The sequence below is a fragment of the Kitasatospora misakiensis genome, from assembly GCF_042656005.1.
GTDB classification, from domain to species: Bacteria; Actinomycetota; Actinomycetes; order Streptomycetales; family Streptomycetaceae; genus Kitasatospora; species Kitasatospora misakiensis.
In genome coordinates, this window is the sequence record NZ_JBHSOF010000002.1 from 350897 (window position 1) to 369316 (window position 18420).

Here is an 18420-nt window from a genome sequence, read left to right on the forward strand (position 1 = left end):
CGAAACCGACTTGCGACGGCCGATACACTGGGCCTGCAAGGCGCAGATGGGGACGAGTACCGCAGTACGCAGCCACCAGCGACCCGGGGACGGTGCGAGCCCGGGGGTGTGCACGGCGCGAAGATCACCCCGGAGCCGCCGGAAGAACGGTCCGCGACACCCCTCGTCGGCCCGCTAGACCCGGCAGCAAGACCAAACAAGAGGGCCGCACGCAGCACCGCGGCCAAGGAGGGTGGTACCGCGGGGCGGCATGCCGTCTCGTCCCTCCGTCGGATCCCGTCCACGCATCCGCCGGAGGTAGACGCCCGCGATGGCCAGCTCTTACAACCCCGTTCCCGCGCAGGTCGACCTGCCCGCCCTCGAACACCAGATCCTGTCCTTCTGGCAGGACAACAAGGTGTTCCAGCGCAGCCTGGAGCAGTCCGAGGGCCGCCCCGAGTGGGTCTTCTACGAGGGCCCGCCGACCGCCAACGGCATGCCCGGCGCCCACCACATCGAGGCCCGCGTCTTCAAGGACGTCTTCCCCCGCTACCGGACGATGAAGGGCTACCACGTCGCCCGAAAGGCCGGCTGGGACTGTCACGGCCTCCCGGTCGAGCTCGCCGTCGAGAAGGAGCTCGGCTTCTCCGGCAAGCAGGACATCGAGGCGTACGGCATCGCCGAGTTCAACGCCAAGTGCCGCGAGTCGGTGACCCGCCACACCGACGCCTTCACCGAGCTCACCAACCGGATGGGCTACTGGGTCGACCTCGACCAGGCCTACCGCACCATGGACCCGTCCTACGTGCAGTCCGTCTGGTGGTCGCTCAAGCAGATCTTCGACAAGGGCCTGCTGGTCCAGGACCACCGGGTCGCCCCCTGGTGCCCGCGCTGCGGCACCGGCCTCTCCGACCACGAGCTGGCCCAGGGCTACGAGACGGTCGTCGACCCCTCGGTCTTCGTCCGCTTCCCGCTGACCAGCGGCCCGCTGGCCGACCGGGCCGCCCTGCTGGTCTGGACCACCACCCCGTGGACCCTGGTCTCCAACACCGCCGCCGCGGTGCACCCCGAGGTCACCTACGTGGTGGCCACCGACGGCACCGAGCGGTTGGTCGTCGCCGAGCCGCTGCTGGCCAAGGCCCTCGGCGAGGGCTGGGAGCCGACCGGCGAGTCCTTCACCGGCGCCGAGATGGAGCGCTGGGCCTACCGCCGCCCGTTCGACCTGGTCGAGATCGAGAACGCGCACTACGTCCTCAACGCCGAGTACGTCACCACCGAGGACGGCACCGGCATCGTCCACCAGTCGCCCGCCTTCGGCGCCGACGACCTCGCGACCTGCCGCAAGTACGGCCTCCCGGTGGTCAACCCGGTGCTGGCGGACGGCACCTTCGCCCCCGAGGTCCCGCTGGTCGGCGGCCAGTTCTTCAAGAAGGCCGACGAGGCCCTGGTCGCGGACCTCAAGGAGCGCGGCCTGCTCTTCCGCCACCTCCCGTACGAGCACAGCTACCCGCACTGCTGGCGCTGCCACACCGCGCTGCTCTACTACGCGCAGCCGTCCTGGTACATCCGCACCACCGCGGTCAAGGACGCCATGGTCCGGGAGAACGAGGCCACCAACTGGTACCCGGAGAACGTCAAGCACGGCCGCTTCGGCGACTGGCTGAGCAACAACATCGACTGGGCGCTCAGCCGCAACCGCTACTGGGGCACCCCGCTGCCGATCTGGCGCTGTGAGGAGAACCACCTCACCTGCGTCGGCTCCCTGGCCGAGCTGTCCGAGCTCACCGGCACCGACCAGAGCGCCCTCGACCCGCACCGCCCGTACATCGACGCGGTCACCTTCGACTGCCGCGACTGCGGCGGCACCGCCACCCGGGTGCCCGAGGTGATCGACGCCTGGTACGACTCGGGCTCCATGCCCTTCGCCCAGTACGGCTACCCGTACCAGAACAAGGAGCTGTTCGAGAAGCGCTACCCGGCGCAGTTCATCTCCGAGGCGATCGACCAGACCCGCGGCTGGTTCTACACGCTGATGGCGGTCGGCACCCTGGTGTTCGACAAGAACGCGTACGAGAACGTCGTCTGCCTGGGCCACATCCTGGCCGAGGACGGCCGCAAGATGTCCAAGAACCTGGGCAACATCCTGAAGCCGATCCCGCTCATGGACCAGCACGGCGCCGACGCCGTCCGCTGGTTCATGGCAGCCGGCGGCTCGCCCTGGTCGGCCCGCCGGGTCGGCCACGGCACGATCCAGGAGGTGGTCCGCAAGACCCTCCTCACCTACTGGAACACCGTCGCCTTCCAGGCCCTGTACGCCCGCACCTCCGGCTGGGCGCCGTCCGCGGCCGACCCGGCCCCGGCCGACCGCCCGCAGCTGGACCGCTGGGTGCTCTCCGAGCTGAACACCCTGGTCCGCGAGGTCGACGCGGCCTTCGAGGCGTACGACACCCAGCGCGCCGGCAAGCTGCTCTCCGGCTTCGTCGACGACCTCTCCAACTGGTACGTGCGCCGCGGCCGCCGCCGCTTCTGGCAGGGCGACGCCGCCGCGCTCGCCACCCTGCACGAGGCGCTGGAGACCGTCACCCGGCTGATGGCCCCGCTCACCCCGTTCATCACCGAGCGGGTCTGGCAGGACCTGGTCGTCCCGGTCGTCCCGGACGCCCCGGCCTCGGTCCACCTGGCCACCTGGCCGGAGGCGGACGAGTCGCTGATCGACGCCGAGCTCTCCCGCCACATGGCGCTGGTCCGCCGGCTGGTCGAGCTCGGCCGGGCCACCCGCGCCGAGTCCGGGGTGAAGACCCGCCAGCCGCTGTCCCGCGCGCTCGTCGCGGCCCAGGGCTGGGACGAGCTGCCGGCCGACCTGCGCGCGCAGATCGCCGAGGAGCTCAACGTCTCCACCCTGGAGTCGCTGGCTGAGGTCGGCGGCTCGCTGGTCGACACCACCGCCAAGGCCAACTTCCGAGCCCTGGGCAAGCGCTTCGGCAAGGGCGTGCAGGACGTCGCCAAGGCGGTCGCCGCCGCGGACGCCGCCAAGCTCGCCGCCGAGCTGCGCGCCGAGGGCACCGCCTCGGTCGAGCTGAACGGCGAGCCGGTCGCCCTCTCCCCCGAGGAGGTGATCATCACCGAGACCCCGCGCGAGGGCTGGGCCGTCGCCAACGAGTCCGGTGCCACCGTCGCCCTCGACCTGGCGATCACCCCCGAGCTCAAGCGCCTCGGTGTCGCCCGTGACGCGATCCGCCAGATCCAGGAGGCCCGCAAGAACTCCGGCCTGGACGTCGCCGACCGCATCGTCCTGCGCTGGCGGGCCACCAACGACGAGACCGCCGAGGCCATCGCCGAGCACGGTGCCCTGGTCGCCGAGGAGGTGCTCGCCACCGACTTCGCCGCCGGCGCCGCCGACTGGCAGTCGGACACCTTCGCCGACGACTCCCTCGGCCTGGCCTTCCAGCTCCGCAAGGCCTGACCGAACCCCGAAGCCGCCGCCGCCCCCCCCGGCGGCGCCGGCTTCGCCGTTCTCCGACCCTCCCACCCCGCGCACAGCGAAAAGCGCCCCCTCCCCGACCCCGAGGGGTCGAGAAGGGGGGCGCTCCGGCCGGCGACTACCGCTTAGTTGTCGCCGTCCTCGTCGATCAGGAAGCCCCGCATCGGCGCCGGAGCCTGCTGCATCGGCTGCGGCGGCTGCGGTCGGACGGCCGCCATCGGCTGGGTCATCCCGGCCGGCTGCATCTGCGGCGCACCCGAGTTGCCCGCGGAGGACGGCCCGCCGAAGCTCGACGCACCGGCGTTCCCACCGAAGGAGCTCTGCCCGCCGAACGAAGGCTGGCTACCGCCGAAGGACGGCTGGTTGCCACCGAAGCTCGGCGACGGGCTGCTCATCGCGCTCGCCCCGGCCGGAGCCATCGACGACGCGGCCGGCGGCAGCGAGGCGGTGGCCGGGATCCGCGGCGGCGCGAGCGAGTCGTCCGCCTGCGACTCCAGCTGACGCAGCTGGGTCTCCAGGTAGGACTTCAGGCGCGTCCGGTACTCACGCTCGAACGCCCGCAGGTCCTCGACCTTGCGCTCCAGCGTGGCACGGGCGGACTCCAGCGAACCCATCGCGACGCGGTGCTTCTCCTGGGCGTCCCGCTCCAGCGCGTCGGCCTTGGCGCGGGCGTCCCGCTCCAGACCCTCGGCCCGGCTGCGCGCCTCGCCGACGATCTTGTTGGCCTCGGAGCGCGCCTCGGAGATCGCCTGGTCGGCGGTCTGCTGGGCGAGCGCCAGCACACGGGCGGCACTGTCGCCGCCGGGGCCCTGCTGCTGCTGCATCGGAGCGCCGAGCGGGCCGCCCATCTGCTGCTGCGGGCCGCCCATCGGGCCGCCCATCTGCTGCATCTGCTGCTGGCCCATACCCTGCTGGCCCATGCCCTGGCCCATGGGGTTGCCCATGCCCTGCGGGCCGCCGGGGCCGCCCATCGGCTGGAGCATCTGACCGCCCATCGGCTGGACCAGCTGCTGCTGGCCGCCCATGGTCTGGCCCATCTGCTGCTGCTGCGGGCCGGGGCCCATCTGCTGCTGCGGACCGCCCGGGCCGGCGGGGAGCTGCGGGGCGCCGGACGGCAGGCCGAGCGGCTGGTTGCCCATCTGCTGCTGCTGCGGGCCGGGGCCCATCTGCTGCTGCTGGGGACCGGGGCCCATCTGCTGCTGCTGCGGACCGCCGGGGCCGCCCTGCTGGCCGGGGACCGGCGGGCCGGATATGGCGGCCGGCACCGGGGCGCCGGAGCGGGCGTCCTGCGGGGGCTCCTTGCGCATGTTGGCCTGGTTCTGCGCGGCGGCCCGGGTCGCGGCGGCCAGCTTGGCGCGCAGGTCCTCGTTCTCGCGGAGGAGACGGGTCAGCTCCGCCTCGACCTCGTCGAGGAAGGCATCGACCTCGTCCTCGTCATAGCCTTCGCGCAGGCGGACGGTCGTGAACTGCTTGTTCCGAACGTCCTCGGGGGTCAATGGCATCTCTTCACCTCAACGTGATCGTCGGCACACCGGCATCCTGTCGCATCGCTCACCTACGACTAGGGCCGCACAAGCGAGATCAGGACATACACAATGATCATCAGTACGAAGAAGGACAGGTCGAGCGCCACGCCCCCGAGACGCAGCGGCGGAATGAACCGCCGCAGAAGCTTGAGCGGCGGATCCGTGACAGTGTACGTGGCCTCCAGGACCAGGACCATGGCCTTGCCGGGCCGCCACGAACGCGCGAACTGGAAGACCCAGTCCATCACCAGCCGCACGAGCAGGAACACCAGGAAGACGGTCAGTGCGTAATAGAGCACTGCCCACACGATCTCCATCGCGCTTCCCTCTCCCCGGTTCTCGGCCCTGGGGCCGCTCGCCTGTCTAACTCACTGTCGATCAGATCCACACGTAAAGTCGTGGCCGGGTCAGCTCTGGTTGAAGAACCCACCCTCGGCGATCCGAGCCTTGTCCTCCGCCGTGACATCGACGTTAGCAGGCGACAAGAGGAACACCTTCTGTGTCACGCGCTCGATACTGCCGTGCAGACCGAAGACGAGTCCAGCGGCGAAGTCTACGAGTCGCTTGGCGTCGGTGTCGTCCATCTCGGTGAGATTCATGATCACAGGAGTCCCGCCACGGAACTGTTCCCCGATGGTACGGGCCTCGTTGTAGGTCCTCGGGTGCAGCGTGGTGATGCGGTAGGGCTCTCGTTCGTTCACTACCTTGGGCATGATCACCGGGGCGCTCTTCTCCAGGTTGTGGCGGCGTTCGGGTGTGATGGACGACACTGGGGCCATCCTCGGCGTCTCCTGGCGGATCGGGACCGCGGCCGGAACCGGCTGCGGGGTGATCGAGGAGACCGGCGCGGGCGTCGGCGCGGCCGGCCGGGGGATGTCCTCGGTGCGGCCGGTGCGGATCGGCTCCGGATCGGCGTCGTAGTCGTCGTCGGGGTCGTACCCCTGGCCGTCGTACGTCTCGTCCTCCACGAGGCCGAGGTAGACCGCCATCTTGCGCATTGCGCCGGCCATGCTCCTGTCTCCTCCGCTTGTGGTGGACCGACTCCGTCCCGACGGCCGGGCCGACGGGCCCCGTCCGCGGATTCCACGGTCCGCCCACGACGCTTCGTCAGGCCGACGGCCAATCAGAGTTCGTGGATGAGGGCCGCGGAGCTGCGATCCACGGTTGGCTAGCGCTCAGATAAGCTGCTAGCTTCTGTCCTATTTTGTCCTGCAGTCTGATCTACTACCCGGTGACGTTACCTGAGGGGTGACCGCACTCCGAGTACCGCCGTTCCGACGCGCACATGTGTCGCTCCGGCGGCGATGGCCTGTTCCAGATCGCCGCTCATCCCTGCCGAGACCATGGTGGCAGCCGGATGGGCCGCCCGTACGGCGGTTGCGATTTCCGCCAGCCGATCGAAGGCCGCGGCCGGGTCGCCGGCCAGCGGGCCCGCGAGCGGAGCGACCGTCATCACACCGTCCAGGCGCAGCCCGGGCGTGTCGGCGATCGCGTCGGCCAGCGCCAGGACGTCCGCCGGGGCGACCCCGGCCCGGTGCTCGACCTCGTCCCGCGCGGCGGAGCCGCCGAGCGGCCCCTCCTTGTCCAGCGCGATCTGCACCAGGCACCCGAGGTCGGCGCGCTCCACCTTGCGGACGGCCGCGCCGAGCGACTCCACCAGCCGCGGCCGGTCCACCGAGTGGACGTGGTCGGCGTACCGGACGACCGAGCGGACCTTGTTGGTCTGGAGCTGTCCGACGAAGTGCCAGTCAAGAGGAAGGTTTCTGCACTGCTCCGCCTTGGGCGCGGCGTCCTGGTCGCGGTTCTCCGCGACGTCGGTCACGCCCAGCCCGGCCAGCAGCGCGGTGTCCTCGGCGGGGTAGGTCTTGGTGACCACGATCAGCCGGACCTCCTCGCGGGCCCGCCCGGCCGCGGCGCAGGCGTCGGCGATCCGCCGCTCGACGACCTCCAGGTTGGTGCCCAGTTCCTCGTACCGGGCCCGCTGCCCCTCCGTCAGGGCGTCCAGCCAGACCTTGTCCGGAAAACGGGCGGGATCGCCCGGGAACGGTCCGAAGATGTCGTTCGTCATCACTGTTCAGAGCCCAACCAGACGTAGCTCGCGAGCCGGCCCGTGCGCTGCTCGCGGCGGTAGGAGTAGTGATCGGCGGATTCGAGGGTGCAGACCGGTGAGCGCACCGGCTCGGTGACGCCCGCAGCGGCCAGCTGCGCCGCGACTCCCGCCGGCACGTCCAGCGCCGGGGTCCCCCAGGAGGTCCGCGCGTAGGCGGCGGGCACCAGTTCGGCGACTTCGGCCCGCAGCGGCGCGGGCACCTCGTAGCAGCGGCCGCAGACGGCGGGGCCGGTGGCGGCGGTGATCCGACCGGGCTCGGCGCCGAGGGCCACCATCGCCCCGACCACCGCCGGGACCACGCCCGCGGCGAGGCCGGGCCGTCCGGCGTGGGCCGCGCCGACCACCCCGGCGACGGGGTCGGCCAGCAGCACCGGGGTGCAGTCCGCGGTCAGCACCGCCAGCACCAGCGGCCGGTCGGTGACCACCGCGTCGACCGTCGGGGCCTCCCCCGCCGGCTGGCGCTCCGTCACCACCGCGACGTCCGCGCCGTGCACCTGGTTCATCCAGACCACGTCGGCCGGCTCGACGCCGAGCGCGCGGGCCGCGATCGCCCGGTTCTCCCGGACGGCGGCCGGGTCGTCCCCGACCGCGCCGCCGAGGTTCAGCTCCCCGTACGGCGAAGTGCTCACCCCGCCCCACCGAGTGGTGAAGGCGAAGTGAGCACCGTCGCGGACCGCGTGGTCGATCACTTAAGGAAGTCCGGCACGTCGAGTTCCTCGGCCGGGCTCTCCACGAACGGCTGGCGGGCGGGCTGCACCTGCGGCGGCACCGGAGCGGCCGTCGCGGTGGCCGGCGCCTCGGCCGGACGCGCCGGAGCGGCGCTCTCGCCCTCCGGACGGGCGGTCACCGAGCCGATGCCACCGTACGCGGGCCGGCCGGCCGAACGCTCGGAGGCGGCGGACGGGGCCGGCGGGGTGGCCGGGGTCGCCTTGACCACCGGGTCGCGGACGATGGCCGGCGGCTGGCCGCCGTCGAAGCCGGCCGCGATGACGGTGACCCGGACCTCGTCGCCGAGGGCGTCGTCGATGACGGCACCGAAGATGATGTTGGCCTCGGGGTGCGCGGCCTCGCTGACCAACTGGGCGGACTCGTTGATCTCGAACAGGCCGAGGTCGGAGCCGCCGGAGATGGACAGCAGCACGCCGCGGGCGCCGTCGATCGAGGCCTCCAGCAGCGGCGAGGAGATCGCCATCACGGCGGCGGCCTTGGCGCGGTCCTCACCGCGGGCCGAGCCGATCCCCATGAGCGCCGAACCGGCGTCCGACATGACGGACTTGACGTCGGCGAAGTCGAGGTTGATCAGACCGGGGGTGGTGATCAGGTCGGTGATGCCCTGGACACCGGAGAGCAGCACCTGGTCGGCGGAGCGGAACGCGTCCAGCACGCTGACCTGGCGGTCCGAGATGGACAGCAGCCGGTCGTTGGGGATCACGATGAGGGTGTCGACCTCTTCGCGCAGCGAGGCGATACCGTCCTCGGCCTGGTTGGCGCGCCGCCGGCCCTCGAAGGTGAACGGGCGGGTGACCACGCCGATGGTGAGCGCGCCCAGCGAGCGGGCGATGTTGGCGACCACCGGCGCGCCGCCCGTGCCGGTGCCACCACCCTCGCCGGCGGTGACGAAGACCATGTCGGCCCCCTTGAGGACCTCCTCGATCTCCTCGCGGTGGTCCTCGGCGGCCTTGCGGCCGACCTCGGGGTTGGCGCCGGCGCCGAGGCCCCGGGTGAGTTCACGGCCCACATCGAGCTTGACGTCGGCGTCGCTCATGAGGAGGGCCTGCGCATCGGTGTTGATCGCGATGAACTCGACGCCCTTGAGACCGACCTCGATCATCCGGTTGATGGCGTTGACACCACCGCCGCCGATACCGACGACCTTGATGACTGCGAGGTAGTTCTGCGGTGCTGCCACGTCGAAGGCCTCTCGCCTCGAATTTCCGGGTCGGCCCGGGTGCCCCGGTTGAGGGCCGAACCGACGGATGTCGATGGGTAGGGAGCCTGGTTCCTGACGTAATGTCCGAAATGCCGACCGCCGACCCCAACCCTAAACTTGACCTTTAGGGTTAGTGCTGTGCCTCTGTCAGATCACCAGGGAACACAGTCTGGTGAGACAGGACACTAGGTGGCTCCGGCCACGCGTTTCAACGAACACGCCGAGCTTCCCTTTTTCTTTTGAGCCTATGTGATCATCAACCGGCGAATGACACCGGGGTGACCACCAAGGGTCGGGCCGACACGAAACCGCGTCAAGCCCGCCCGTCGCCCGCCGCCGCCCTTTCGACGACGCGCTCCGTGCACGCCCCTGCGCAGAGAACCTACCGGATCATCCGGACACCGCCGGCGCCTCCGGAGCGCTCACATCGAAGTTCGTACCCTTCTGATGCAGCAGCGCCACCAGCACCCGGGCTTTGCGATCCGTCTGCTCGGGGCTCCCCCAGCGCACCGTCGTCCCCCCGCCGAGCTGCAGCTGGATGTCGTCGTACGAATGCACGAGCACGGCCCCGGCCCGCTGCCGGACCTCGGCCGGGAGGCCGGCGGCCACCGCCACCGCGCCCTCCACCAGCCGCGCCCGGCCGATCACCGACTCAGCGTCGAGGGCCTGCTGGCTGAGCCTCAGCTCCACCACCGGCACCCCGGACGGGGCAGCCGGCTCGGTGGCGAAGCTCACCCCGCCCGCGTCGACCTGGGTGAACTGGCTGTCCTCGCCCTTGACCGCGGCGACCGCCGTCCGCTCGGTGACCTTCACCCGCAGGGTGTTCGGCCAGCCCCGCCAGACCTCCGCCCCGGCCACCCGGGGGATCGCCTCCACCCGCCGGCGGGCGTCGTCGAGGTCCACCCGGGCCAGCGGTCCCGACCCGACCCCGTCGATCGCCGCCCGGACCTCATCGGCCGTCAGCCGCTCGTCCCGCAGGCCCTGCACGGCGACGGAGCGCACCTCCAGCACCGAGGAGAAGAAGACCAGCCAGGACAGCACACCGAGCAGGAGCGCGACCAGGCCGCCCAGCACCACCACACCGCGCTGGGAGAGCCGGAGCCGGGGAGCGTGCTCCCCGGCCTCGAACTCCTCGTCCAGCGGGTCGGCGAGCCGGGCGTCAGCCACGACGGCGGCCGCCCCTGGCTGCCTCGATGGCCTCGTAGACCATGCCGACCAGCAGCTCGTCGGCGTCCCGGCGGCCGAACTCGGCGGCCGACCGGCTCATGTCCCAGAGCCGCTGCGGGTCGGTGAGCACCGGCAGCACGCTCTGCAGCACCCAGTCCGGGGTCAGCTCGGCGTCGTCGACCAGCAGGCCGCCGCCCGCCTTGACCATCGGTTGGGCGTTCAGCCGCTGCTCGCCGTTGCCGATCGGCAGCGGCACGAAGGCGGCGGGCAGGCCGACCGCGGCCAGCTCGGCCACCGTCATGGCGCCGGCCCGGCAGAGCATCATGTCGGCCGCCGCGTAGGCGAGGTCCATCCGGTCCAGGTACGGCACCGGGCGGTACGGCGGCATCCCGGGGATGTCGTCCACCAGGGGCAGCTCGTTCTTGGGGCCGACCGCGTGCAGGATCTGCACCCCGTACTGCTGGAGCCGGGGGGCGATCGCGGTGATCGTCTCGTTCAGCCGGCGGGCGCCCTGCGAACCGCCGGAGACCAGCAGGGTGGGCAGCCGCTGGTCGAGGCCGAAGTAGTGCCGTGCCTCCGGACGGGACGCGTTCCGGTCCAGGGTCGCGATGGTCCGGCGCAGCGGGATGCCGATGTACCGGGAGTCGCGCAGCTTGCTGTCCGGCGTGGAGACCGCGACGAAGTCGCTGTACCGGGCGCCGATCTTGTTGGCCAGGCCGGGCCGGGCGTTGGCCTCGTGCACCACGATCGGCACACCGGCCCGCTTGGCGGCCAGGTAGGCGGGCATCGCGACGTAGCCGCCGAAGCCGACCACGGCGTCCGCGTTGACCCGCTCGATGATCTCCTGGGCGGCCCGGACGGTGCCGCGCAGCCGGCCCGGGACGGTGATCAGCTCGGGGGTGGGCTTGCGGGGCAGCGGGACGGCCGGGATCAGCTCCAGCTGGTAGCCGCGCTCGGGGACCAGCCGGGTCTCCAGGCCGCGCTCGGTACCGAGGGCGGTGATCCCGACGGACGGGTCGTGCCTGCGGAGGGCGTCCGCGAGGGCCATGGCCGGCTCGATGTGACCGGCGGTCCCCCCGCCGGCGAGTACGACATGCACCGAAATTCACCGCTCCCTGCGTGCCGGTCCGGGGACCGGGCGCGCTGTGGTTCGTCGTCGTGGCAGCACCCGGGCCAGCTGCTTCCTGATCCGGGAGTTCTTGCTCCGGGCGGCCAGGGCCGCCTTCGCGCCCGAGCTGCTGCGTGCCAGGCAGAGCAGCACCCCGATCGCGGACATGGCCGACAGCATGGCGGAACCGCCGTAGGAGAACAGCGGGAGCGGGACGCCCGCGATGGGCAGCAGTCCCAGCGCCGACCCCAGGTTGATCACGGCCTGAGCCATGATCCAGGTGGTGGCGGCCCCCGCGGCGTACCTGACGAAGGGTTCCCTCGTACCGATGGCCACACGGATACCCGCGTAGCCTAGTGCCGCGAAGAGGCCGATCACCGACAGCGTCCCCACCAGACCCAGTTCCTCGCCGGTGGTGGCGAAGATGAAGTCGGTGTGCGCCTCGGGGAGCTGGCCCCACTTCTCCACGCCGGCGCCGAGTCCGGAACCGAACAGGCCACCCAGGCCGAACGAGTAGACGCCGTGCAGCGCCTGGAAGCAGGCGCCGGCCGGGTCGAGCTTGGTCACCCCGATGCAGGCCAGCCGCTCGGCCCGGTGCGGGACGGTGACCACCAGGGCGGTGCAGACCACCACCGCCACGCCGAGGGTGGCGACGAACAGCCGCAGCGGTGCCCCGACCATCCACAGCAGGCCGAACAGCATGGCCACCAGGATCATCGTGGTGCCCATGTCGCCGCCGATCATGATCAGCGCGAGCAGCAGCAGGGTGCCCGGCACCAGCGGGACCAGCAGGTGCTTCCACTGGTCGAGGGTTCCGGTCTTCTGCTTGCGGGCCAGCAGGTCGGCGCCCCAGAGCACCAGGGCGAGCTTGGCGAACTCGGACGGCTGGAACTGGAACACGCCGAAATCCAGCCAGTTCCGGTTGCCGTTGACCTCCATGCCGATGCCGGGGATCGCCACCAGCACCATGGCCCCGATCACCGCGAGCATCACCGGGTAGACGATCACCCGCAGCACGGCCACCGGGACCAGCGCGAAGCCGAGCAGCAGGGCGAAGCCGAGCACCACCGCGAGCAGCTGTTTGAAGAAGTAGAACTGGGTCGAGCGGTGCTGGCCCAGCGCGAGGATCTGCGAGGCCGAGAAGACCATCATCAGGCCGAGCACGACCAGCAGCAGCGCCGTGCCGGCGATCAGCAGGTAGGGCGTGAGCGGCCGGTCCAGGGCGTACCGCAGGCGGGCCCGGAAGGCCTGCAGGCGGACCATCGGACCGGCCGACTTGTAGGCCGTGGTGGTGGCCGAGATCACCCGCAGGGACTCGGCCTGGCGGCCCTTCTCCGGCGCGCTCGGACCACCCGCCCTGCCACCCTGCCCCGCCACAACGCTCCCCTTTTTTCGTGCCTCGCGCGCCTGTGCCTCGCGCGCCTGAGGGCCGCTCCGGTCCGGTGCCGGCGGTCGGCGCGCCCCTTCGGCTCACGAGGCGGGAAGGGGCGACGGCGGCCGGGGGCCGGCCGGGCCCGCTACCGGTTCCCGTCCGCCAGCTCCCGGACGGAGGCGGCGAAGAGGTCGCCGCGCTCGCCGTAGTTGGTGAACATGTCCATCGAGGCGCAGGCCGGGGCCAACAGCACCGTGTCACCCGTTCGGGCGAGCGACGCGGCCACGCGGACCACCTCGGTCATCGCCACCGCGCCAGTCTGGCCCTCGGCCGCCTCGATCACCGGGACATCCGGCGCGTGTCGCGCCAGCGCCTCCCGGATCAGCGCGCGGTCCTCGCCGATCAGCACGGCGGCCCGCAGCCGCTCGGCCGCGCCCAGGACCAGGTCGTCGAAGGTCGCGCCCTTGGCCAGGCCGCCGGCGATCCAGACGATCGGCCGGTACGCGGCGAGCGAGGCCGCGGCGGCGTGGGTGTTGGTGGCCTTGGAGTCGTCGACGTACGTGACGCCGTCGACCACCGCGACCTGGGCGATCCGGTGGGCGTCCGGCCGGAAGGCCCGCAGGCCCTCGCGGACGTCCTTCGGGTCCACCCCGTAGGCCCGGGCCAGCGCCGCGGCGGCCAGCGCGTTGGCGATGTTGTGCGGGGCCGGCGGGTTGACGTCCTCGACGGAGCCGAGCTCGGCGGCGTTCTTGGCCCGGTCCGGCACGAAGGCGCGGTCCACCAGCAGGCCGTCGACCACGCCGAAGTTCGACGGGCCGGGCGCGCCGAGGCCGAAGCCGATCGCCCGGCAGCCCTCCTCGACGTCGGCCTCGCGGACCAGCGCCTCGGTGGCCGGGTCGGCCAGGTTGTAGACGCAGGCGACGGTGTTGCCCTCGTAGATCCGCCCCTTGGCGGCGGCGTACTCCTCCATCGAGCCGTGCCAGTCGAGGTGGTCGGGGGCCAGGTTGAGCACGGCCGCCGAGTGCGGGCGCAGCGAGGAGGACCAGTGCAGCTGGTAGCTGGAGAGCTCGACGGCGAGCACGTCGTACGGCTCCTCGGCGAGCACCGCGTCCAGCACCGGGACGCCGACGTTGCCGACGGCGGCGGTGCGCTTGCCGGCGGCGGTCAGGATCGAGGCGAGCATCTGGACCGTGGTGGTCTTGCCGTTGGTGCCGGTGACGGCCAGCCAGGGGGCCGGCTCGCCGGTGGCGGCCAGCGGCCTGCGCAGCCGCCAGGCCAGCTCGACGTCGCCCCAGATGTCGAGGCCGGCCCGGTCGGCGGCGGCGAACAGCGGGCTGCTCGGCGGCCAGCCGGGCGAGGTGACGACGAGCCGGGTGCCCTCGGGCAGGGTGGCGCCGTCGCCGAGGCGGACGGTGATGCCCTCCGCCTCCAGCTCGGCCGCGCGGGCCCGCAGGCCCTCGCCGGAGCCGCCGTCGACGACCGTGACATGGGCGCCGAGGCCGTGCAGGACGCGGGCGGCGCTGACGCCGGAGACGCCGAGCCCGGCGACGGCGACCGGCATGCCGGGCCAGTCGGGCAGGTCCGACGGGCACCAGGGGCGGTGGGGCTCCCAGCGCTCGGGCCGGTCGGAGGAGGTCATCCGGTCACCCATCCCGCGTAGAAGAGGCCGAGGCCGACGGCCACGCACAGGCCCTGGATGATCCAGAACCGGACCACGACCAGGACCTCGCTCCAGCCCTTGAGTTCGAAGTGGTGCTGGAGGGGGGCCATCTTGAAGACGCGCTTGCCGGTCATCCGGAAGGAGCCGACCTGGATGATCACCGAGAGGGTGATGATCACGAAGAGGCCGCCCAGCAGGACGAGCAGGATCTCGGTGCGCGAGCAGATCGCCAGACCGGCCAGCGCGCCGCCGAGGGCCAGCGAGCCGGTGTCGCCCATGAAGATCTTGGCGGGCGAGGTGTTCCACCAGAGGAAGCCGAAGCAGGAGCCCATCAGGGCGGCGGCGACCACCGCGAGGTCCAGCGGGTCGCGGACGTCGTAGCAGTTGGCGGTCGCGGAGGAGACGTAGGCGCAGCTCTGGCCGTACTCCCAGACGCCGATGAAGGTGTAGGCGCCGAAGGCCATCACCGAGGCGCCGGTGGCCAGGCCGTCCAGACCGTCCGTCAGGTTGACGCCGTTGGAGGTCGCGGCGATCAGGAAGTACGCGAAGATGACGAACAGCACCGGGCCGACCGCCCACTCGAAGTCCCGGACGAAGGACAGGTGCTCCGAGGCGGGGGTGCGGCCGGCGTTGTCGGGGAACTGCAGGGCCAGGATCGCGAACGCCAGGCCGACGATGGACTGACCGGCCAGCTTGGCCTTGGCCCGCAGGCCCAGGGAGCGGCGCTTGACGACCTTGATGTAGTCGTCGAGGAAGCCGACCAGGCCCAGACCGGCCGTCAGGAACAGCACCAGCAGCCCGGAGGCGGTCGGGGTCTCGCGCGTTATCGCCTTGGTGGCGAAGTAGGCGACCAGGGTCGCCAGGATGAACGCGATGCCGCCCATGGTGGGCGTGCCCTTCTTGCTGTGGTGCGCCTTGGGGCCGTCGTCGCGGATGTACTGGCCGTAGCCCTGCCGGGCGAGCAGCTTGATCAGCGCGGGAGTGCCGGCCAGCGACAGGATCAGACCGATCATGCCGGAGAAGAGGATCTGCTTCATTACTCGGCCGCACCGTCCGCGAGGAGGGCCTCGGCCACCTTCTCCAGCCCCACCGAGCGGGACGCCTTCACCAGCACCACATCCCCCGGCCGCAGCTGACTGCGCAGCAGTTCGACCGCCGCGTCCGCGTCGGACACCAGCACCGACTCCTCACCCCACGAACCTTCGTTCCTCGCGCCCAGTTCCATGCAGGCCGCCTCGCGTCCGCCGACCGCCACCAGCTTGGTGACGTCCAGCCGGACGGCGAGCCGCCCGATGGCGTCGTGCTCGGCCAGGCTGTCCTCGCCGAGCTCCCGCATCTCGCCGAGCACCGCCCAGGTGCGACGGCGCTCCGGGCCGCGTCCCCCCATCGAGATCAGCGCCCGCAGCGCGGCCCGCATCGAGTCGGGGTTCGCGTTGTAGGCGTCGTTGACGACGGTGACACCATCGGCCCGGTCGACGACCTCCATGCGCCAGCGGGACAGCGCACCCGCCTCGCTCAGTGCTTCGGCGGTGTCGTCGACGGTCATCCCGAGCTCCATCGCCACCGCGGCGGCGGCGAGGGCGTTCGAGACGTGGTGCTCACCGTACAGGCGCAGCTGCACGGGTGCGGAACCGGCCGGGGTGCTCAGCGTGAACGATGGACGTCCGGTGGCGTCCAGGCGAACATCCCGTGCCCGGACGTCGGCCTCCGCGGACTCGCCGAAGAACACCACCCGGGCCCGGGTGCGCGCGGCCATGGCGCGCACCAGCCGGTCGTCCGCGTTGAGGATCGCCGCGCCGTCGGCCGGCAGCGCCTCGACGAGTTCGCCCTTGGCCTCGGCGATCGCCTCCTGCGAGCCGAACTCGCCGACGTGCGCGGTGCCGACGTTGAGGACCAGGCCGATCCGGGGCGGGGTGATCGAGGTGAGGTACTCGATGTCGCCCTTGTGCCGGGCGCCCATCTCCAACACCAGGTGCCGGGTGGCGTCCTCGACCCGCAGGGCGGTCATCGGGTGGCCGATCTCGTTGTTGAGCGAGCCGGGCGGGTAGACGGTGTCGCCGAGGCGCTGGAGCAGCTGGGCGATGAGGTCCTTGGTGCTGGTCTTGCCGGCCGAGCCGGTCAGCGCGACGACGGTGGCGTCGGCGCGGCCCACGACGGTGCGGGCCAGCTTGCCGAGCGCGTCCACCACGCTGTCGACCAGGACGGTCGGCCCGCCGACCGGGCGGGAGGCCAGCACCGCGACGGCGCCGGCCCCGATCGCGGTGGCGGCGTAGTCGTGGCCGTCCACGTGCTCGCCGACGAAGGCCGCGAAGAGACCGCCGGGGCGGACCTTGCGGGAGTCGACCTCGACCGGGGCGGTCACCAGGGCGTCCGGGTCGGCGTCGGCCAGGGTTCCCCCGACTGCGGCGGCCACCTCGGCGAGGGTCAGTGCGATCACGGCTGCTCTACTCCTCCGGTGCCCCGGGCGGCCGTGGTCCGCGCGATGGATTCGCGCAGCACCTCCCGGTCGTCGAAGGGGCGGATCTCGTCTCGTACGTACTGGCCCAGCTCGTGGCCCTTGCCGGCCACCAGCACGGTGTCGCCGGCCTGGGCACGGGCGACCGCCAGCTCGATCGCCTCGGCCCGGTCGGGCACGACCAGGACGGCGCCGCGCTCGGCCTCGGGCACCGCGGCGGCGCCGTTCAGCATGGTGGCCAGGATCGCCAGCGGGTCCTCGCTGCGCGGGTTGTCGCTGGTCAGCACCGCCGTGTCGGCGAGCCGGGCGGCGATGCCGCCCATCGGGGCGCGCTTGTGCGGGTCGCGGTCGCCGCCGCAGCCGACCACCACGTGCAGCCGCCCCTTGGTGACCTCGCGCAGCGAGCCGAGGACGGCCTCCAGGGCGTCCGGCTTGTGCGCGTAGTCGACCACGGCGACGTACGGCTGGCCGGCGTCCACCCGCTCCAGCCGGCCGGGCACGCCGGGGACGGCGGCGACCCCGGCCACGGCCCGCTCCAGCGGGAGCCCGGCGGTGGCCAGCACGGCGATCGCGGCCAGCGCGTTGGCGACGTTGAACGGGCCGGGCAGCGGGACGGCCGCGTCGGCCTCGGCACCGTCCGGGCCGAGCACCCGGAAGGTCGAGCCGACCGGGCCGAGCTGGACGTCCACCGCGCGCCAGTCCGCCTCCGGGGCGCCGGTGGCGGAGAAGGTGGCGACCGGGATCTTCGCCTCGGCGGCGAGCCGGCGGCCGTAGGCGTCGTCCAGGTTGGCCACGCCGGCCCGGGACTTGCCGGGCTGGAAGAGCCGGGCCTTCGCCTGGAAGTAGTCCTCCATGTCCGGGTGGAAGTCGAGGTGCTCGGGGGTCAGGTTGTTGAACAGCGCGACGTCGTAGACCACGCCGTCGGTGCGGCCGTAGACCAGGGCGTGGCTGGAGACCTCCATGGTCACCGCGTCCGCGCCGCGCTCGCCCATCACGGCGAGGATCGCGTGCAGGTCGGTGGCCTCGGGGGTGGTCCGCTCGCTCTTGATCCGCTCCTCGCCGACCCGCATCTCGACGGTGCCGATCACCCCGGGGTGGCGCCCGGCGCCGCGCAGGCCGCCCTCGACCAGGTAGGAGGTGGTGGTCTTGCCGTTGGTGCCGGTGAGTCCGATCATCAGCAGCCGCTCGGAGGGCCGGTCGTAGACGGCCGCGGCGAGCTCGCCCATCCGGGCCCGGGGCCGGTCGACGACCAGCAGCGGCAGGCCTGCGCCGGCCGCCAGCTCGGCCCCGGCCGGGTCGGTGAGCACCGCGACGGCGCCGGCCCCGGCGGCCTGTCCGGCGAAGGCCGCGCCGTGGTGGTTGGCCCCCGGGAACGCCACGTAGAGGTCGCCGGGGCGGACCTCGCGGGCGTTGTGGGTGACGCCGGTGACCTCGGGCCCCTCCACGGGGTCCAGTCCCAGCAGGCGGGCGACCTCGGCGAGCGGCCGGGCGCCGGTCCGCTCGGGGCGGGGCGGGCTCACGGTCTTTTGATCGGGTTTCGGCACGGCGGAGAGGCTATCCGCCGAAGGGTGTCCAGGGCCAAACCGGCCCTTTTCCGGGCCGGCGGCCGCACCCGCGCGGTCGTTGCTCATG

14 protein-coding genes are annotated in these 18420 nt (G+C 72.3%); 1 reads left to right on the top strand and 13 read right to left on the bottom strand.

Going from position 1 to position 18420, the window contains the following annotated elements; translation table 11 throughout:
• Positions 1-310: 310 nt before the first annotated feature.
• On the top strand, positions 311-3442 hold the full coding sequence (ileS, locus tag ACFP3U_RS03485) for an isoleucine--tRNA ligase (RefSeq protein ID WP_380223631.1): 3132 nt from the start codon (positions 311-313) through the stop codon (positions 3440-3442).
• A 143-nt stretch (positions 3443-3585) separates the two neighbouring features.
• On the opposite strand, the gene ACFP3U_RS03490 is transcribed toward ileS, so the two are convergent.
• The 13 genes from ACFP3U_RS03490 to ACFP3U_RS03550 form a co-directional block, all read right to left on the bottom strand.
• Positions 3586-4962 carry a DivIVA domain-containing protein gene (locus tag ACFP3U_RS03490; protein ID WP_380223632.1) on the bottom strand — a complete coding sequence of 459 codons (1377 nt, stop codon included), beginning with the start codon at positions 4960-4962 and terminating at the stop codon, positions 3586-3588.
• 59 nt (positions 4963-5021) lie between these two features.
• Entirely contained in the window at positions 5022-5303 is a 282-nt protein-coding gene (locus tag ACFP3U_RS03495; RefSeq protein ID WP_030301231.1) for a YggT family protein, read from the bottom strand.
• A 90-nt stretch (positions 5304-5393) separates the two neighbouring features.
• Positions 5394-5996, bottom strand: a complete 603-nt coding sequence (locus ACFP3U_RS03500) for a cell division protein SepF (protein ID WP_030301230.1) — start codon at positions 5994-5996, stop codon at positions 5394-5396.
• Between the two features lie 227 nt (positions 5997-6223).
• Positions 6224-7054, bottom strand: a complete 831-nt coding sequence (locus tag ACFP3U_RS03505; protein ID WP_380223633.1) for a YggS family pyridoxal phosphate-dependent enzyme — start codon at positions 7052-7054, stop codon at positions 6224-6226.
• Positions 7054-7785, bottom strand: coding sequence for a peptidoglycan editing factor PgeF (gene pgeF / locus ACFP3U_RS03510; protein WP_380223634.1), 732 nt, complete (start codon positions 7783-7785; stop codon positions 7054-7056). Before pgeF ends, ACFP3U_RS03505 begins: the two co-directional genes overlap by 1 nt.
• Positions 7782-9005, bottom strand: coding sequence for a cell division protein FtsZ (ftsZ, locus tag ACFP3U_RS03515; RefSeq protein ID WP_380223635.1), 1224 nt, complete (start codon positions 9003-9005; stop codon positions 7782-7784). The genes pgeF and ftsZ overlap by 4 nt, the downstream gene beginning before the upstream one ends.
• A 411-nt stretch (positions 9006-9416) precedes the next feature.
• On the bottom strand, positions 9417-10193 hold the full coding sequence (locus tag ACFP3U_RS03520) for a cell division protein FtsQ/DivIB (protein WP_380223636.1): 777 nt from the start codon (positions 10191-10193) through the stop codon (positions 9417-9419).
• Entirely contained in the window at positions 10186-11292 is a 1107-nt protein-coding gene (murG, locus tag ACFP3U_RS03525) for an undecaprenyldiphospho-muramoylpentapeptide beta-N-acetylglucosaminyltransferase (protein WP_380223637.1), read from the bottom strand. Before murG ends, ACFP3U_RS03520 begins: the two co-directional genes overlap by 8 nt.
• 6 nt (positions 11293-11298) lie before the next feature.
• Positions 11299-12564, bottom strand: coding sequence for a putative lipid II flippase FtsW (ftsW, locus tag ACFP3U_RS03530; protein ID WP_380223721.1), 1266 nt, complete (start codon positions 12562-12564; stop codon positions 11299-11301).
• Positions 12565-12818: 254 nt separating this feature from the next.
• Positions 12819-14234, bottom strand: coding sequence for a UDP-N-acetylmuramoyl-L-alanine--D-glutamate ligase (gene murD / locus ACFP3U_RS03535; protein ID WP_380223723.1), 1416 nt, complete (start codon positions 14232-14234; stop codon positions 12819-12821).
• A gap of 74 nt (positions 14235-14308) precedes the next feature.
• Positions 14309-15370, bottom strand: a complete 1062-nt coding sequence (gene mraY, locus ACFP3U_RS03540; RefSeq protein WP_380223638.1) for a phospho-N-acetylmuramoyl-pentapeptide-transferase — start codon at positions 15368-15370, stop codon at positions 14309-14311.
• The gene (locus ACFP3U_RS03545) at positions 15370-16770 is read right to left on the bottom strand and encodes a UDP-N-acetylmuramoyl-tripeptide--D-alanyl-D-alanine ligase (protein ID WP_380223639.1); all 1401 of its coding nucleotides are present in this window, start codon (positions 16768-16770) and stop codon (positions 15370-15372) included. Before ACFP3U_RS03545 ends, mraY begins: the two co-directional genes overlap by 1 nt.
• On the bottom strand, positions 16767-18419 hold the full coding sequence (locus ACFP3U_RS03550) for a UDP-N-acetylmuramoyl-L-alanyl-D-glutamate--2,6-diaminopimelate ligase (protein ID WP_380223640.1): 1653 nt from the start codon (positions 18417-18419) through the stop codon (positions 16767-16769). Before ACFP3U_RS03550 ends, ACFP3U_RS03545 begins: the two co-directional genes overlap by 4 nt.
• Position 18420 lies beyond the last annotated feature (1 nt).

Excerpts from the sequence above, each read along its gene's own strand:
- ileS (WP_380223631.1), top strand. The coding sequence starts at position 311 with ATGGCCAGCTCTTACAACCCCGTTCCCGCGCAGGTCGACCTGCCCGCC.
- ACFP3U_RS03490 (WP_380223632.1), bottom strand. The coding sequence starts at position 4,962 with ATGCCATTGACCCCCGAGGACGTTCGGAACAAGCAGTTCACGACCGTC.
- ACFP3U_RS03495 (WP_030301231.1), bottom strand. The coding sequence starts at position 5,303 with ATGGAGATCGTGTGGGCAGTGCTCTATTACGCACTGACCGTCTTCCTG.
- ACFP3U_RS03500 (WP_030301230.1), bottom strand. The coding sequence starts at position 5,996 with ATGGCCGGCGCAATGCGCAAGATGGCGGTCTACCTCGGCCTCGTGGAG.
- ACFP3U_RS03505 (WP_380223633.1), bottom strand. The coding sequence starts at position 7,054 with ATGACGAACGACATCTTCGGACCGTTCCCGGGCGATCCCGCCCGTTTT.
- ftsW (WP_380223721.1), bottom strand. The coding sequence starts at position 12,564 with ATGGTCCGCCTGCAGGCCTTCCGGGCCCGCCTGCGGTACGCCCTGGAC.
- murD (WP_380223723.1), bottom strand. The coding sequence starts at position 14,234 with ATGCCGGTCGCCGTCGCCGGGCTCGGCGTCTCCGGCGTCAGCGCCGCC.
- mraY (WP_380223638.1), bottom strand. The coding sequence starts at position 15,370 with ATGAAGCAGATCCTCTTCTCCGGCATGATCGGTCTGATCCTGTCGCTG.
- ACFP3U_RS03550 (WP_380223640.1), bottom strand. The coding sequence starts at position 18,419 with ATGAGCAACGACCGCGCGGGTGCGGCCGCCGGCCCGGAAAAGGGCCGG.